We start from the raw sequence: 16164 nt of genomic DNA on the forward strand, positions 1-16164 counted from the left end.
AGCAAGCGCGGGGACAATAGAGACAAAAGGCTTTTCGACACGGCTTCCGTTGGGACTCCATGAGGGTTTACATGCACTGTCTTCGCCCGCTCACTCCCGAAAGTCAATGAAATCTAATCGATTAAATTGTCACCTCGCTTGCTTGACACAGGACAAGACATGCTTGCACCCGACCGCATCGCCGTGGCATCAGGGCTTTGTCTGACATCTTTTCCGGCTTGGTCTCATGCAGTCTTTCCTTCCTTTCGAACTGATAGCCGGCAATCGTGACAGAGGCATGTTGCTCCTCGCCGATCACGCCAGAAACAGCCTGCCTCAGGAATACGGCACGCTGGGGCTGGAGGAAGCGAGCTTCGGAAGGCATATCGCCTATGATATCGGCGTGGAGGGCCTGACCAGGCGACTGGCGGAGCGGCTCGGCGTGCCGGCGGTCATGTCCTGTTTCTCCCGCCTGCTGATCGACCCGAACCGCGGCGAGGACGACCCGACGCTGATCATGAAGATCTCCGACGGCGCCATCATTCCCGGCAACCACCCGATCACGCCCGAGGAATGGCAGAACCGGCTGGAGCGCTTCCACCGGCCCTATCACGCCGCTGTCGACCGGGAAATCCAGGCCGTGGCGGACGCCTGCGGCCGGGCGCCGCTGATCCTGTCGCTGCATTCCTACACGCCCGCCTGGAAGGCGGTGCCGCGTCCCTGGCATGCGGCCGTGCTGTGGGACAATGATCCCCGCGTGGCCAGGCCGCTGATCCGCATGCTTTCCGAAGAGCCGGGCCTTATCATTGGCGACAACGAGCCCTATGACGGGGCGCTGAAGAACGATACCATGTACCGGCACTGCATGCGAAAGGGCCTGCCCCATGCGCTTCTGGAAGTGCGCCAGGATCTGATCGGCGATGAAGACGGCATCCTGCTCTGGGCCGATCGGCTGGCGCCGATCTTTCATGCGTTGAATGCCCGACCGGATCTGCATGAATACGAGCTTTTCGCCTCGCGCACCGGCCCTTATCCGACAGCCGCCTGAAGGAGATGAACCATGACCGAACTGACCAGGGAGCAAAGGACGGAGCTGGAGGCCGCTGCCTTCCGCCGCCTGCTGTCCCATTTGCGCAACCGCACCGATGTGCAGAATATCGATCTGATGACTCTTGCCGGCTTCTGCCGCAACTGCCTGTCGAACTGGTATCTGGAGGCGGCCGAGGCGGCCGGCATCCCGCTCGACAAGGAGGCTTCCCGCGAAATCGTCTACGGCATGCCCTATGAGGAATGGAAGGCGCGCCACCAGCAGGAGGCGGGCGATGAGCAGAAAGCGGCCTTTGCCGACCGCACGCCGCATTCCTGACCACGTCTTTTTTTCAAAACGCCTTGACCTTGCCCAGACTTCACGGCAGGTGACAGCCGCGATGCGAGACCTCTGAAGGCTCGCGCACCCGTTCATCATCAACCTGTCGAACAGGCCGGCGCTCAAGTGGCCAAGGCCCCTCGCGCACAAGACCAAGCAAAGGAACGACCCATGGAAGAAGTGGCAACGACCGGGGAAGTCAATGTAGCCGCCGCTGAACTGCGCCAGTTCATCGAGAGAATCGAGCGTCTGGAAGAAGAGAAGCAGACGATTGCCGACGATATCAAGGATGTCTTCGGGGAGGCAAAGGGCCGCGGTTACGATACAAAGGCCATGAAGACCATCATCCGTCTGCGCAAGAAGGATGCCAATGAGCGCATGGAAGAGGAAACCATCCTCCAGACCTATATGGCCGCCCTCGGCATGGAATAACCGGAATGGAATGATCGGCGACCGGTCACCAAGGCCGCCGATCACGAACACCCAAGGGCTGTGTCAGTCCGGTTCAAGGCCCGCAGTGCGAAACAGCGGGCCTTTTTCATTGCCGACTATTCGCCACTCTCCTGTAATTGCGGAAACGGTGTGGGGCACTCGCTATGAAGCAGATCGATAAGATCAAGGCACGGGGAAAACAATGCGGAGAGATCTTGAAGCCTGCCGTCAAGAAAATGGTCGACGTGATGAAGATCCAGTGGAATGGATTCGAGGTTTGCTCACCAGGATGTGGCAAACGGTAGCAAATTTCAAAATCAGACCAAAAGATGTGGACCCTCGGCCAGCGAAACCCTGCGCCAGCGGCATTGCGTCCGCATCGCGACTAAACAATCGGATTGAAGATCGCCGGTGATCCAGTTTCCCACATCGTCATCCTCGGCCTTGTGCCGAGGTTCTGCTGACACTGGATGAAATCGATCCGGTGTCGATGCTCGGGACGAGCTCGTGCATTGACCGAGCAGAGGACGAGCCCTTCCTCGGCAGTCTGAGCCCGCTCATCGGCGGGCCCTTTTCATGCCTGCTGCGGTGACCGCAGCAATCAGGGCTTGGGCAGGTTCCGATCGCTGAAGCGGTTCGGATCGATGGCGATCGCCTGCGAGACCGGCTTGAAGCCACCGCTATAGCCTGCGGAGACATCTGCCGACAGCGCCCGCACCACCATGCGCGGCGCCTTGGTTGATGCCGACCGGTCGGGCTGCTTGTTGGCAAGCGCCCATTGTGCCAGCGTATCGCCCGTCAGCACGTTCGGTCCGGGCGTTGCCGGCCGGCCGCCAAGCCTCGAAACGGCGCCGCCCTTGACGACCTTTGCCGGAGCCTTCGCCGTGGTCGGTTTCGCGGTCGATGCGGCAGCCGGAGCCGAGGCCGAAGGCTTGGGCATGTCGAACCCGTCATTGAACACCATGCCGGCAGTGCCCGAGGCGGACGGATCGGCTAGCGCCAATTGCTGCTGCGCAGGGCGCGCCGCCGGCCGGGGCGGTTTGCCCGGAGCCGCTATGGCGGCCGGAGCGCTGGCCGTTGCAGGGGCGGCTTCACCACCCGGCTGCGGTGCGGCGGTCGGCGTATAGCCGGCGCTGCGGGCAAGTTCTGCAAGAAGCTCCGGCGTCAGCGCCTGCTTTTCGTCATCCGAGGTCACGCTCTGCCCGACAGGGCCCGCCGGCGCGGCGGATGCAGCCGGGGCCGCAAGAGCAACCGTCTGCGGGCCGACCGGAGCCGGTCCGGCAGGGTTTGCCGCATTCGAGCCCAGGTCCGGACGATGACCCGGAACCGGCACGGCAGCCATGAGTGCGCCGCCATCGGCAGGCGCGAGGGCCGGTGCAAGCGAGGCCGTTTCAAGCCCGGACATTCCGGCATCGCCCTTCAGCCCGCGCGGACCGAGCAAAGTCGGCACCGGAACAGTCAGGCTCGCCAGATCGACCGCAGCTTCGAGCGGGATTTCCGGGCGGGCAGTCGGCGTTGCCGGCATGACGGCGGCAATGGCTTGCTGGGCGGTATTCTGCGGCTGCGAATAAAGGGCGGTCAGACCGGCAGCAGCGGGATCCTCCCGGAAAGCCGGCCGCGACAAGGGCACCGGCGCTCCGGTTTCCGGAACAGCGACCAGATCCGGACGGACGGGAGCGGCTTCCGCCACCATGACCGGCGCCTCTTCCGGCTCAGGCTCGCGCGCCACGGGGCGGGCCGGCACGGAAGGCCGATCCGGCACCGTTTCCGGCGCGGCAATGGCATCGGCATCTTCGTCCTCATCACCGTTATTGCCGAAGAGCATGGCGAAGAGATTGTTGGATTTGCGTTCCGAACCGGAGCTGCCCGAGGGACCGCGGCCGGCCGTGCTTGCAACCTGGATGGTATTGGCACCGACGCGGCGCTTGTAATCGGCCACAGCCTGCTCGTAACCCGGTAGCGGCTTGCCGTCGGACGGCAGGTGCATCGTATTGCCGTTGGGGAAGAGCCGGACGAGTTCCTGGCGCGACATGCGCGGCCAGGCGCGCACGCTGCCGACGTCCAGATGGACGAAGGGAGAGCCGGAGGTCGGATAGAAGCCGACGCCACCCACCTGCATCAACATCGCCGTTTCGCGCAGCTTGGCGAGCTTCACCCCGGGGATGAAGAAATCCATGGCCTTGCCCAGCATGTGCTGGCTGTTCTTGGCGACGCCCTTGGTGCGCGAACGCAGCATGCCATTGGTATTGGGAGAGCGATAGGCCGAGACGACGTGGATGTAATCGCTGCCGCCGACACGCCGGTAGACTTCCCAGACGAGATCGAACAGGCGCGGATCCATGCGGGTCGGCTCGTTGCGGCGCCAGTCGCGCAGAAAGCGGTTCAGCGCCTGCAGCCCCTGCTGGTCGTAGCGGCCATTGCGCTTGAAGGTGATGACCGCCTTCTCGCCCGTGTGGACGAAATAGACTTTCAGGCTGCGGGTCTCGCCCGCAGCCAGCGCCGGACTGGCCGCCGGGGCAGCGAGCGAAGCAATTATGGCAAGCGAGGCGAAAGCCGCTGTTACCCGGCGCCCGAGACCCGTGATCCAGCGACCCTTGAGCCGCCCTCCGCTGTCACCCGAAGGCGCTGATTCTGCATTCTGATTAGGCAAGACTTTCCCCGTCTGACAGGCAGTATCCGACACCACCTCACATGACCGTGAATTGCGGTGACACGATGGCAAATCTGCCACACATGCACAAGCTTTTCTTTGATAGTGAACAAATCACTATCGAATGGCCCTGGTGAATATCAGAACATTCTTGCCCGAAGATGAACAGGCAGGCTGCGGGGACCCTGAAAAAAGATCGGTTTTCCACCGGCAATCGGCGGCATGGATCCTGAGGGGAATTGCTGCTCCACCGATCCTTCGCCACATGCGGGCGGCCGGCACATCCGCGCCGGCAACCGATCATTCATTCGTTTTTGCGAGGCGGCCGGGGTTTTACGCCGCCTCCTTCAAAGGGTCGTCGGGGTCAATCCCGTAATCCTTGAGCTTGCGATAGAGGGTGGACCGGCCGATCCCGAGCTTGCGCGCCACCTGGCTCATCTGGCCGCGATAGAATTTCAGCGCGAAGCGGATGAGCTCCTCCTCCACATCCGCAAGCTTGCGCACGTCACCGCTGTCATCGGTGCTGACGATCACATTGTCGGGACCACCATACATCTGCAGGGATCTCGCGGCTTCGACGCGCGCGGTGCGCAAAAGGTCCGCCATCGACCGCTCGGCATCCTCATCGCTCTCGATCTCTGCCTGCGGCTCCACCGCCGTCGCCCGCAATTCGGAGCTCTGGTAATCGGGAAGCTGGGCGGCGATCTGCGGGAAATCGCGTTCCGTCAGTTCCGGACCTTCGGCCAGCACCACGGCACGGAAAACGGCGTTTTCCAGCTGCCGGATATTGCCCGGCCAGTCATAGGCGGTCAGAAGCGCCAGCGCGCCGGCACCCACCTGCAAAGGCCGCTCGAGTTTCTGTTCCGCCGAGAAGCGTTCGGTAAAGGTGCGCGCGAGGTGCGGTATATCCTCCTTGCGGCGGCGCAGCGCCGGGATGGTGATCGGAAACACGTTCAGCCGGTAATAGAGGTCCTCGCGGAAACGGCCCGCATGGACTTCCTCGATCAGATCCTTGTTGGTGGCCGAGATCAGCCGGACATCCACCTTCTGCACCTTGCCGGCGCCGACGGTCTCGATCTCCCCCTGCTGCACGGCGCGCAGCAGCTTGACCTGCACATCCAGCGGCAGGTCGCCGATCTCGTCGAGGAACAGGGTTCCGCCATCGGCCTCCATGAATTTGCCGATATGGCGCTCGGTCGCCCCGGTAAAGGCCCCCTTCTCGTGGCCGAACAGGATGCTCTCCACCAGATTGGCAGGGATGGCACCGCAATTGACGGTGATCAGCGGCTTGTTGGCGCGGTCGCCGCCGGCCTGGATGGCGCGTGCGATCATTTCCTTGCCGACGCCCGATTCCCCTTCGAGCACCACAGGAATGCTGGATTGCGCGGCCCGCTGCGCCAGGTCGATCACCCGCAGCATGTCGGGGCTGGCGGAGACGATATCGCCAAAGCCGACGCTGTCGCCCTTGTTGCGGCGTCCCGCCTTCACCTTGGTCTCGCGATGATCCACTTCCAGCGCATTGGCGATCGAGGCGGCGATCCGCTCCGGCGAGACGGGTTTGACGACGAAGTCGAAAGCCCCGGCGCGCATGGCCTGGACCACGGTCTCGATACCGCCCTGCCCGGTCTGCACGATGACGGGAATGTTGAGGTTCATCTCCGCCGATAGCTTCAGGAAGCCGAGCCCATCGAGCTCGGGCATCATCAGGTCCAGCACCACGGCATTGACCTGGCGACGGTTGCGGCGCAGGAACTCCAGCGCGATGCGGCCGTTCTCTGCCACATGAGCGGTATGCCCGGCCCGTTCCACCGCGTTCTTCAGAAGGCGGCGCTGGACCGGATCATCATCGACAACAAGGATATGGGCGGTCATGCTTGCTCCGAACTCTTCACATCCGTCCCTTTTCAGGACCATCCCCACCCTTGTGTCACAGGCGGTTAAACATCCCGTTTTGAGAAATGCTTGCATTTTAACCGAGACGCTTCAAAACAGCTGAACCGCTTCAAATTGCACCAAGACCGAGCCAGCGCCCATCCGCTGTGATCTCGATCATCAATGTCGACAGCAGACCACGAGGAGAGAGCTTTGACCCAGACCGGACCGGCTTCCACCATGTTCATCACCAGGCAGACGGCGCTTGCCGCCCCGGCCGATTCAGGCGCATCGCCTGCGCCATCGCATGCCGCGCCGGAGCTTGGAGCCCTTCCCGTCTGGCAATTGCAGGATCTCTATCCCGCTGCCGAAAGCCAGGCCTTTCGGACCGATCTCGACCGCTCGCTCGACCTGGCCAGGGCTTTCGAAAACCGCTGGAAGGGCCGGCTGGCCGAGGCCGCGGCGCAATCGGGAGACCAGGGTCTGGGCGCGGCAATCGCCGACTATGAGGCGATCAGCGACCTCACCGGGCGGATCGGCTCGTTTGCCGGCCTCACCTATTTCTCCGATACGTCCAATCCCGCCAATGGCAAGCTGTGGGGCGACATCCAGTCGAAACTGACGGACCTCTCTGCGCATCTTCTGTTCTTCACGCTGGAACTGAACCGGGTGGATGACGCCCTGATCGAGGCGGCGCTTGAAAGGGATGCCCGGGCGGCGCATTACGCACCCTGGATCCTGGACCTGCGCAAGGACAAGCCGCACCAGCTGGATGACCGGCTGGAGCAGTTGTTCCTCGAAAAATCCATGACCAGCGCCGCCGCCTTCAACCGCCTGTTCGACGAGACGCTGGCCGATCTGCGCTTCGAGGTGGACGGCGAAATGCTGCCGCTGGAACTCACATTGAACCTGCTGCAGGAGCCGGAGGAAGCGGTGCGCGCCAAGGCGGCGAAGGCGCTTTCGGCGACGTTCAAGGACAATCTGCGCGTCTTCACGCTGATCACCAATACGCTTTCGAAGGACAAGGCTATTTCCGACCGCTGGCGCGGCTTCGAGGACATTGCCGATAGCCGCCACCTTGCCAACCGCGTGGAACGCGATGTCGTCGATGCCCTGGCCGCTGCCGTTCGCGAGGCCTATCCGCGTCTGTCGCATCGCTATTATGCGATGAAGGCCAGGTGGCTCGGCATGGACGTCATGAACTACTGGGATCGCAATGCCCCCCTGCCCGATACGCCGCGCGCCCTTATTCCCTGGGAAACGGCGCGTGAGACCGTGCTGTCGGCCTATGGCGACTTCGCCCCGGAAATGGCCGCCATCGCCCGCCGCTTCTTTGACGAAAAATGGATCGATGCCCCTGCCAGGCCCGGCAAGGCACCGGGCGCCTTCGCCCATCCGACCGTCCCCTCGGCGCATCCTTACGTGCTCGTCAACTATCTCGGCAAGCCGCGCGACGTGATGACACTCGCCCATGAGCTCGGCCATGGCGTGCATCAGGTGCTGGCGTCCGATCAGGGCGCCCTGATGTGCGACACGCCGCTGACCTTGGCCGAAACCGCCTCGGTCTTCGGCGAGATGCTGACCTTCCGTGCCCTTCTCGACAAGACGGTCGACAAGCGCGAGCGCAAGGCCATGCTGGCGCAGAAGGTGGAGGACATGATCAATACGGTCGTGCGCCAGATCGCTTTCTACGAATTCGAGCGCAAGCTGCACACGGCGCGCAAGGACGGTGAACTGACGGCAGAACAGATCGGCGCGCTGTGGCTGTCTGTGCAGGGCGACAGCCTGGGGCCGGCGATCCGGATTTCCGAGGGCTACGAGACCTGGTGGGCCTATATCCCGCATTTCATCCACTCGCCCTTCTACGTCTATGCCTATGCCTTTGGCGACTGCCTGGTAAACTCGCTCTATGCGGTCTACCAGAATGCCGAGGAGGGGTTTCAGCAGAAATATTTCGAGCTGCTGAAGGCCGGCGGCACCAAGCATCATTCGCAGCTGCTGGCGCCTTTCGGCCTCGACGCCACCGATCCGGCTTTCTGGAGCAAGGGCCTGTCGATGATCGAAGGGCTGATCGACGAGCTGGAAGCACTCGACCGGGAGATCGGCCAGCCCGCCTCCTGAGGCTTTTTTCGGCCGCGGCCGGGCGGATGACGGTCCGCCCGGCTTCAGCCTTCGCCGAAACCTCTGGAGAAGCGGATTTTCCCAATGCTCCAGTCGAAGCTCGCCCTTTTCAAGCCCGGATTGCCGGTCTTGAATGATCGGGACATTCTCGATTCGTATGGTTGAGGCACACGAAGGACCCATGGCTATTCACGACGCGCTGCGCAGCAGGCCGGCCGCACCGGAAGACGCGGACATGACGCAGAAGACCGCCGCGGCCCCATCCGGCGCGACACGCAAGAGCGCCAGGGCAAGCAAGCCATCTGGCAAGTCATCCGGCAAGCCATCCCGCAAGTCATCCCGCAAGTCATCGGGCAAGCCATCTGGCGGGCAATCCGGAAAACGCCAGGCGGAGGAATTCCTGCTCATCGAGACCCTGCGCTGGGAGCCGGATCATGGTTTTCTGCGGCTGGACCAGCATCTGCGCCGGCTGAACCGCTCGGCGGACGCGCTTGGTTTCCGCCAGCCGGACGATGCGAAGGAGCAATTGGCCGCAGCCGTCTTCGGCGACAGGCCGCTGCGCATGCGGCTGACGATGAATTATCGCGGCCGGATCGAGCTTGCCGCGACCGAATTCGAGGCCGAGCCGCAGGATCGCGTCTGGAGGGTGAGGATCGCCAGACAAAGGCTCCGCTCGGACGACACGCTGTTCCGCCACAAGACGACGAGGCGCGAACCCTATGATGCCGCCCGCGCCGAGTTCGACCGGGCGGAGGCCGACGAAGTCCTCCTGCTCAACGAGCGCGGCGAAGTGTGCGAGGGCACGATCACCAATCTCTTCGTCGAGGCGGCGGACGGCATCCTGCTCACCCCGCCGCTGTCCTGCGGCCTTCTGCCGGGCGTGTTGCGCGCCGAACTCATCCGGGAGGGTCGGGCAAGGTCGCAGGTCCTCATGCCCGAGGATCTGCGCGAGGCAAAGATCTTCGTCGGCAATTCGCTGCGCGGCCTGATTCCGGCCCGTCTGGTGGAGCCATGAGCAGGCCGGCCTACGCGCCCTATGCCACCAGCTTCCGCCCGTTCACGATCGGCCTTGCGGCGCTCGATCCGCGGCGGCTGATCGAACCGGACGGGACGCTTCGCCTCTATCTCGACGAAAAGGAGGAGATCGCACGCAATCACCGTCACGAAATCTTCCGGGCAACAGAAGACAGTCTCGCCGCGCAACAGGAATGCCTTGACCTGATCCTTGCCCATCTGGAGCAGTATCATCGCGATACCCATCGCCGCAGGGGCGATGTCATGGAGGTTGCCGGGCGCCGGGTTGAGCTTTGCGATCCTTCGCTGCCGCCGCTGATGCGGGCCGGCTTTCTCGTGCAGGACGATCTTGTCCTCATGCGCCGGCGGCAGGCGGGCTGGTCGATCACGGCCGCGCATCTCTCCTTTCCCTCCTCCTGGCGGCTGGCGGAGAAATTCGACCGGCCGATGGAAGAGGTGCATGCGACGGTTCCCGGCTTCGCGGGCGGCACGCGCAATGCGGCCATGATCAACCGGATCTTCGACAATCTCGCCGTGGACAGGCCGGCGGTCCGCTTCAACTGGTCGATCAACTGGAAGCAGAAGCTCTTCCACCCCGAAAGCGGCCAGGATGAGGGCGCAACGCCGCAGGACGCCGTCGTGCGGGTCGAGCGGCAGACCCTTTCGCGCCTGCCGGTATCCGGCGATCTGCTGTTCACCATCCGCATCTATCTCGACCCGGTGGCGGGCCTCAGCACGAGCGACGATGCCGGCGAACTGATGCATGCGCTGGCCGATCAGCTTGATCTGCTGACGCCCGAGCAGGCTGGATACAAGAGCCTGGGGGCCCGGCGCGGCGCCTTGATCGCGACGCTTCGGGCAGAAGCGGAAAGACTGGGTTTCTCCACAAGAACTGCCACAGGACTGTCGTTTTGACGCTCTTTATTGTGTCGGTATTTTGTGATCTAGACCACAATCACGAAAGCAGACCCAGGCGCGATACAAGAGACCGCGCCGACAACACCGGCCCCGCCGCCTGCGCGGGGGACCGAAGGAGTGACGACAGATGACAGACAACGCCCATCCGGTTCATGGCGAAATCACCGGGCCCATCGTGATGATCGGCTTCGGCTCGATCGGCCGCGGCACGCTGCCGTTGATCGAACGGCATTTCAAATTCGACAAGAGCCGGATGGTGGTGATCGATCCGCGGGACGACGACAAGGCGATCCTGGAAGAGCACGGCGTGAAATTCATCCAGGCCCATGTCACCAAGGATAATTACAAGCATCTGCTGAAGCCGCTGCTGACCGAAGGCGAGGGCCAGGGCTTCTGCGTCAATCTCTCCGTCGATACCGGCTCGCTGGATCTCATCAAGTTCTGCCGCAAGCTCGACGTCCTGTATATCGATACGGTGGTCGAACCCTGGCTCGGCTTCTATTTCGACAAGACGATGAAGAATGCGGAGCGCACGAATTATGCGCTGCGCGAAACCGTGCGCAGCGAAAAGCGGAAGAATCCGGGCGGCACGACGGCCGTCTCCTGCTGCGGCGCCAATCCCGGCATGGTCTCCTGGTTCGTCAAGCAGGCGCTGGTCAATGTCGCCAAGGATGTCGGTCTCGACGTCGAGGAACCGGCCCAGGACGACCGGGACGGCTGGGCCAAGCTCATGAAGAAGGTGGGCGTGAAGGGCATCCACATTGCCGAACGCGACACGCAGCGGGCCAAGAACCCGAAGCCGCTCAACGTCTTCTGGAACACCTGGTCGGTGGAAGGCTTCATTTCCGAAGGCCTGCAGCCCTCCGAGCTCGGCTGGGGCACGCATGAGAAGTGGATGCCGAAAAACGCCAAGAAGCACAAGAAGGGCAACAAGGCGGCCATCTATCTCGAGCAGCCCGGCGCCAATACCCGCGTGCGCACCTGGTGCCCGACGCCCGGCCCGCAATACGGCTTCCTCGTGACGCATAATGAATCGATCTCGATCGCCGATTACTTCACCGTGGAAAAGGATGGCGAGCCCGTCTACCGTCCGACCTGCCATTATGCCTATCATCCGGCCAATGATGCGGTGCTTTCCCTGCACGAAATGTTCGGCAATGGCGGGACGGCCCAGCCGGTTCTGCATGTTCTCGACGAGAACGAGCTGGTGGACGGCGTCGATGAACTCGGCGTGCTGCTCTACGGCCACGACAAGAACGCCTACTGGTATGGCTCGCGCCTGTCCCTGGAGGAAACCCGCAAGCTGGCGCCTTACCAGAACGCAACGGGCCTGCAGGTAACCTCGGCCGTTCTCGCCGGCATGGTCTGGGCGCTGGAAAACCCGAAAGCCGGCATCGTGGAAGCCGACGAGATGGATTACCGCCGTTGCCTCGAAGTGCAGTCGCCCTATCTCGGCCCGGTCGAAGGCCATTACACCGATTGGACGCCGCTCGACGGCCGCCCCGGCCTCTTCCCCGAGGATCTCGACGAGAAGGATCCCTGGCAGTTCCGCAACATCCTCGTGCGCGTCTGAGGAAGACGGGCGACGGCCGCGTCGAGACGGCTCGGTGCCGAGGAAAAGGAAAGGCGGGCTGTGAAAGCGCCCGCCTTGCATTACATATCGTTCGTGCCATCGTCGTTGATGCGACGAAAAGGTTCACGAATCGCCGGAGACGAAGAATGAAGATCAAAGCGAGCCTTGGGCTCATCCCCGCGCTCATCACCGCGACCGCCATGCTTTCGGCATGCGTGGCCAATCCTGGCCCCCGTTCCCTGCCCTCGCCTTCCCAGCAGCAGCGACAGGGCGTCGAAGGCGCCTGGGCCGATCCGAACGGCATCGTGTCGACCTTCCAGGCCGGGACCTTCAACACCCGCTCCACCGATACCAACGCCCTGTTGGCAAGCGGCACCTATACGCAGGTGTCTCCGACGCTGGTGGAAATCAACATGACATCGCTGGTTCGCCAGACGCAGTCGCGCGTCAATTGCGCCATGGTTTCGCAGAGCCAGCTGAACTGCACCGCCGACAGCGGCTCGCAATTCTCGCTCACCCGCCGCAGCTGAGCCGATCGGCAGTCCTGACTGCCTGACGCCTCTTTCAGAGCGCTGGCCGCTCCGGACGAACCCTGTCCCCAGACGTAACCCCGCCCCCAAAGGCGGGGTTTTCTGTTTTCGCCGTCCGGGATTTCCGCGCGGCCGCTGTCATATTTCACTTGCAGTCGCGATGGGGCTGGTGAAACATGCTGCGTGGAACGCGTGTCACAATGAGCGCTTACAAGAGGCGGAACAGGGCGCTGGACACCGCGCCCGGCTTTCAAGGAGAACCCGAGGATGATGAGAAGACTTGGTTTTAGCGTGCTGGCGGCGAGCCTATTTTCGCTCTCTGCAGGGGTGGCGCTCGCGGACTACCGGTTGAACATCCTGCACATCAACGATCTGCATTCGCGCATCGAGGCCATCAACAAATCGGATGCGACCTGCTCGCAGAAAGAGGCCGATGCCAATGAATGCTTCGGCGGCATTGCCCGCGTGAAGAGCGCCATCGATGCCTATCGCACCGCCAATCCAAGTGCCAATCTGCTGGTTCTCGATGCCGGCGACCAGTTCCAGGGTTCGCTCTACTACTCCACCTTCAAGAGCGCGCCGGTGGCGGATTTCATGAACGGCATCGGCTTCGACGCCATGGCCATCGGCAATCACGAATTCGACGACGGTCCGGAAGAACTCGACAAGTTCATCGCCGCCCTGAAATTCCCCATCATCTCCGGCAATACCATTGCCAAGTCGGGCAGCCTGCTGGACGGCAAGTACAAGGGCTATGTCGTCAAGGAAATGGGCGGCCAGAAGGTTGGCGTCGTCTCGGTCCTCGCCACCGACAGCGGCGAGACCTCCTCGCCCGGCCCGGATATCTCCTTCGAGGACGAGATCACCTATCTGAAAAAGGCCGTTGGCGAACTGCAGGGCCAGGGCGTCAACAAGATCATTGCGCTGACCCATGTCGGCTACAACAAGGACAAGGAAATCGCCGCGGCGGTCGACGGCATCGACGTGGTGGTCGGCGGTCACAGCCACACCTATCTGTCCTCGACCGATCCGAAATCCTCCGGCCCCTATCCGACCATGGTGAAGAACCCGTCGGGCGCGGAGATTCCGGTCGTCACCGCCTATGCCTATTCCAAATATCTGGGCGAGCTGACCGTGACCTTCGACGATAGCGGCGTGGTGAAATCGGCCGAAGGCGCGCCGAAGCTGCTCGATGCCTCCGTCACGCCGGACGAGGCCTATGTGGCGAAGGTCAAGGAGCTTGGCGCGCCGCTGGAAGAGCTGAAGAAGAAGGTCGTCGGCACTTCGGAAGGCGACATCAATGGTGACCGCAAGGCCTGCCGCGCCGTCGAGTGCTCCATGGGCAATCTCGTGGCGGATGCCTCGCTTGCCCGCGTCAAGGACCAGGGCATCACCATTGCGATCGTCAATGGCGGCGGCTTGCGCGCCTCCATCGATCAGGGTGACGTCACCATGGGCGAAGTCCTGACGGTCCTGCCCTTCCAGAACACCATTGCCACGTTCCAGATCAAGGGGGCCGACCTGAAGGCCGCGCTCGAAAACGGCGTGAGCCAGATGGAAGATGGTGCCGGCCGCTTTGCCCAGGTCGGCGGCATGAGCTACTCCTTCGACCGCTCCAAGCCCGTCGGGTCGCGCGTCAGCAATGTCATGGTCAAGGAAGGCGACGGCTTCGTGCCGCTCGATTTGGAAAAGACCTATGGCGTGGTAACCAATAACTACGTGCGCGGCGGCGGCGACGGTTTCAAGATGTTCGCGACCAATGCCGTAAACGCCTATGATTTCGGACCGAACCTGGAGCAGGCGGTAGCCGATTACATCAGCGCCAACTCGCCTTACAAGCCCTATACCGACGGCCGCATCAAGGATATCACGCCTGCGGATTACGTCGCACCGGCCAAGACGGCCGCAGCACCTGCTGCTCCGGCATCTCCCGCTCCCGCGAACCCTGCCCCGGCCACCACGGCCCAGGCGCCCGCAACGCCTGCCCCGGCAACGCCTGCCCCGGCAGCACCTGCCCCCGCAGCGCCTGCCGCCACGGCCCAGGCGCCAGCAGCAGCCCCTGCTCCGGCAGCGCCTGCTCCCGCAGCTCCGGCAACCACAGCCCAGACTCCAGCGGCTCCGGCAACCGCTCCGGCAGCCGCCCCGGCAGCAGCAGGTCCGAAGACCTACACGGTCGTGAAGGGCGATTCGCTCTGGAAGATCGCCGAGGCCACTTATGGCGATGGCGAGGCATGGAAGAAGATTGCCGAGGCCAACCGCCTGCGTCGTCCCAACCTCATCGCGGTCGGCACGCAACTGGAACTGCCGGCCAACTGACGCGGGCCAGCCACGGGCCTGCGGGCTGACCACAGGTCCGCGGACTATATGTCACGACGGCATGCCGGCCCGGGGGCTTTCCCGGGCCGTTTTTTGTTTCTACATAGAACCAGCCGCGCCGGCCGACGTAATAAGAGCCGGCCCAGTCTTCTTGTCTCAGGAAACCGCAATGATGAACGCATCCGTCACGCCCCTCCCTGCCGATCACCCAGAGGTCCGCTTCGGCAAGGTCGGCGTTCTGCTCGTCAATCTCGGCACGCCGGACGGCACGGATTACAAATCCATGCGCCGCTATCTCGAGGAGTTTCTGACCGACCGCCGCGTGATCGAATGGCCGCGGGCGCTGTGGTATCCGATCCTCTACGGCATTGTCCTGAACAAGCGGCCGCAAAAGGTCGGCAAGGCCTATGAATCGATCTGGAACAAGGATCTCGACGAAAGCTACCTGCGCACCTATACCCGCAACCAGGCGGAGATATTGGCCGAGCGGTTCAAGGACATGCCGCATGTCCATGTCGACTGGGCCATGCGCTACGGCCAGCCGGCAATCCAGGCCAAGATGAACGAGATGCAGAAGGCCGGCTGCGAGAAAATCCTGCTCTTCCCGCTCTATCCGCAATATGCGGCCGCCACCACCGCCACCGTCAATGACGAGGCTTTCAAGGCGCTTCTGAAGATGCGCTGGCAGCCGGCGCTGCGCACCGTGCCGCGATATCATGACGATCCGGTCTATATCGATGCTCTCGCATGTTCCATCGAACAGCATCTGGCGAGCCTCGACTGGGAGCCGGAAATCGTGCTGACTTCCTATCACGGCATTCCGCAATCCTATTTCAGGAAGGGCGATCCCTATCACTGCCAGTGTTACAAGACGACGCGCCTGCTGCGCGACCGGCTGGGCTGGCCCAAGGAGAGGCTGATGGTCACCTTCCAGTCGCGCTTCGGGCCGGAGGAATGGCTGCAGCCCTATACGGACAAGACCGTGGAAAAGCTGGCCAAGGAGGGGACCAGGCGCATCGCCGTCCTCAATCCCGGCTTCGTCTCCGACTGCCTGGAAACGCTGGAGGAGATTGCCGAGGAAGCGGGCGAGGATTTCCTCCACAATGGCGGCGAGAAGTTCACCCATATTCCCTGTCTGAACGACAGTGCCGACGGCATGCGGGTGCTCGAGCACATCACGCGCCGCGAACTCATGGGCTGGATCTAGAGCGGGTCCAGCAAAGGTGCGTCAGCGGTTTTGGCCGGCCAATGCAGGTCTGCTTAGACCCGACGATTCGAAGAGGACTCGTCTCGTCGGGCTGTTCGTTAGTGTCGACCCGACGCTTTCCACGGGTTTTTGCGAAGGCCGGGTCGCTCCGTCAGGATGCCCCCTTCGCCGGACGTGTTGCAGGAA

Annotated in this window: 12 protein-coding genes; 10 read left to right on the top strand and 2 right to left on the bottom strand. The window is 62.9% G+C overall.

Translation table 11 applies throughout. The annotated features are described in order from the left end of the window. Window positions 1–226: 226 nt before the first annotated feature. The 3 genes from QTJ18_RS17795 to QTJ18_RS17805 all read left to right on the top strand — a co-directional run bounded on the left by QTJ18_RS17795 (window position 227) and on the right by QTJ18_RS17805 (window position 1777). A complete protein-coding gene (locus QTJ18_RS17795; protein WP_252752693.1) occupies window positions 227–1027 on the top strand; it encodes an N-formylglutamate amidohydrolase in 801 nt (266 codons plus the stop codon). Between the two features lie 12 nt (window positions 1028–1039). Continuing rightward, window positions 1040–1345: a DUF1244 domain-containing protein gene (locus QTJ18_RS17800; RefSeq protein ID WP_252752692.1), complete on the top strand. Its 306-nt coding sequence runs from the start codon at window positions 1040–1042 to the stop codon at window positions 1343–1345. 171 nt (window positions 1346–1516) lie between these two features. Continuing rightward, window positions 1517–1777: a DUF2312 domain-containing protein gene (locus tag QTJ18_RS17805; RefSeq protein WP_165217814.1), complete on the top strand. Its 261-nt coding sequence runs from the start codon at window positions 1517–1519 to the stop codon at window positions 1775–1777. Window positions 1778–2378: 601 nt separating this feature from the next. Here the strand turns inward: QTJ18_RS17805 and QTJ18_RS17810 are convergent. Continuing rightward, window positions 2379–4427: a peptidoglycan L,D-endopeptidase MepK gene (locus QTJ18_RS17810; RefSeq protein ID WP_489667202.1), complete on the bottom strand. Its 2049-nt coding sequence runs from the start codon at window positions 4425–4427 to the stop codon at window positions 2379–2381. Between the two features lie 333 nt (window positions 4428–4760). Further along, window positions 4761–6299 (bottom strand): sigma-54-dependent transcriptional regulator, encoded by a 1539-nt coding sequence (locus QTJ18_RS17815; RefSeq protein WP_252752691.1) that lies wholly within the window; start codon window positions 6297–6299, stop codon window positions 4761–4763. A 240-nt stretch (window positions 6300–6539) separates the two neighbouring features. Here QTJ18_RS17815 and QTJ18_RS17820 point away from each other — a divergent pair, with 240 nt between their 5' ends. From QTJ18_RS17820 to hemH, 7 genes are all read left to right on the top strand, one after another. Further along, entirely contained in the window at window positions 6540–8420 is a 1881-nt protein-coding gene (locus tag QTJ18_RS17820) for a M3 family oligoendopeptidase (RefSeq protein ID WP_252752900.1), read from the top strand. Window positions 8421–8820: 400 nt separating this feature from the next. Further along, on the top strand, window positions 8821–9435 hold the full coding sequence (locus QTJ18_RS17825) for an aminotransferase class IV family protein (RefSeq protein ID WP_252752899.1): 615 nt from the start codon (window positions 8821–8823) through the stop codon (window positions 9433–9435). Next, on the top strand, window positions 9432–10349 hold the full coding sequence (locus QTJ18_RS17830; RefSeq protein ID WP_252752690.1) for a heme-dependent oxidative N-demethylase family protein: 918 nt from the start codon (window positions 9432–9434) through the stop codon (window positions 10347–10349). The genes QTJ18_RS17825 and QTJ18_RS17830 overlap by 4 nt, the downstream gene beginning before the upstream one ends. Window positions 10350–10479: 130 nt before the next feature. After that, the gene (locus QTJ18_RS17835; protein WP_252752689.1) at window positions 10480–11925 is read left to right on the top strand and encodes a homospermidine synthase; all 1446 of its coding nucleotides are present in this window, start codon (window positions 10480–10482) and stop codon (window positions 11923–11925) included. A 146-nt stretch (window positions 11926–12071) separates the two neighbouring features. Further along, a complete protein-coding gene (gene omp10 / locus QTJ18_RS17840) occupies window positions 12072–12455 on the top strand; it encodes an outer membrane lipoprotein Omp10 (protein ID WP_252752688.1) in 384 nt (127 codons plus the stop codon). 267 nt (window positions 12456–12722) lie between these two features. Further along, window positions 12723–14771: a 5'-nucleotidase C-terminal domain-containing protein gene (locus QTJ18_RS17845; protein WP_252752687.1), complete on the top strand. Its 2049-nt coding sequence runs from the start codon at window positions 12723–12725 to the stop codon at window positions 14769–14771. Between the two features lie 172 nt (window positions 14772–14943). Then, complete coding sequence (gene hemH, locus QTJ18_RS17850; RefSeq protein ID WP_252752898.1) at window positions 14944–15978, top strand: ferrochelatase; 1035 nt, start codon at window positions 14944–14946, stop codon at window positions 15976–15978. Window positions 15979–16164: the final 186 nt, after the last annotated feature.

It is taken from the genome of Rhizobium sp. SSA_523, from assembly GCF_030435705.1.
Taxonomy (GTDB): domain Bacteria; phylum Pseudomonadota; class Alphaproteobacteria; order Rhizobiales; family Rhizobiaceae; genus Neorhizobium.

Excerpts from the sequence above, each read along its gene's own strand:
- QTJ18_RS17820 (WP_252752900.1), top strand. The coding sequence starts at position 6,540 with ATGTTCATCACCAGGCAGACGGCGCTTGCCGCCCCGGCCGATTCAGGC.
- omp10 (WP_252752688.1), top strand. The coding sequence starts at position 12,072 with ATGAAGATCAAAGCGAGCCTTGGGCTCATCCCCGCGCTCATCACCGCG.
- QTJ18_RS17835 (WP_252752689.1), top strand. The coding sequence starts at position 10,480 with ATGACAGACAACGCCCATCCGGTTCATGGCGAAATCACCGGGCCCATC.
- hemH (WP_252752898.1), top strand. The coding sequence starts at position 14,944 with ATGAACGCATCCGTCACGCCCCTCCCTGCCGATCACCCAGAGGTCCGC.
- QTJ18_RS17795 (WP_252752693.1), top strand. The coding sequence starts at position 227 with ATGCAGTCTTTCCTTCCTTTCGAACTGATAGCCGGCAATCGTGACAGA.
- QTJ18_RS17845 (WP_252752687.1), top strand. The coding sequence starts at position 12,723 with ATGATGAGAAGACTTGGTTTTAGCGTGCTGGCGGCGAGCCTATTTTCG.
- QTJ18_RS17830 (WP_252752690.1), top strand. The coding sequence starts at position 9,432 with ATGAGCAGGCCGGCCTACGCGCCCTATGCCACCAGCTTCCGCCCGTTC.
- QTJ18_RS17815 (WP_252752691.1), bottom strand. The coding sequence starts at position 6,299 with ATGACCGCCCATATCCTTGTTGTCGATGATGATCCGGTCCAGCGCCGC.
- QTJ18_RS17805 (WP_165217814.1), top strand. The coding sequence starts at position 1,517 with ATGGAAGAAGTGGCAACGACCGGGGAAGTCAATGTAGCCGCCGCTGAA.
- QTJ18_RS17800 (WP_252752692.1), top strand. The coding sequence starts at position 1,040 with ATGACCGAACTGACCAGGGAGCAAAGGACGGAGCTGGAGGCCGCTGCC.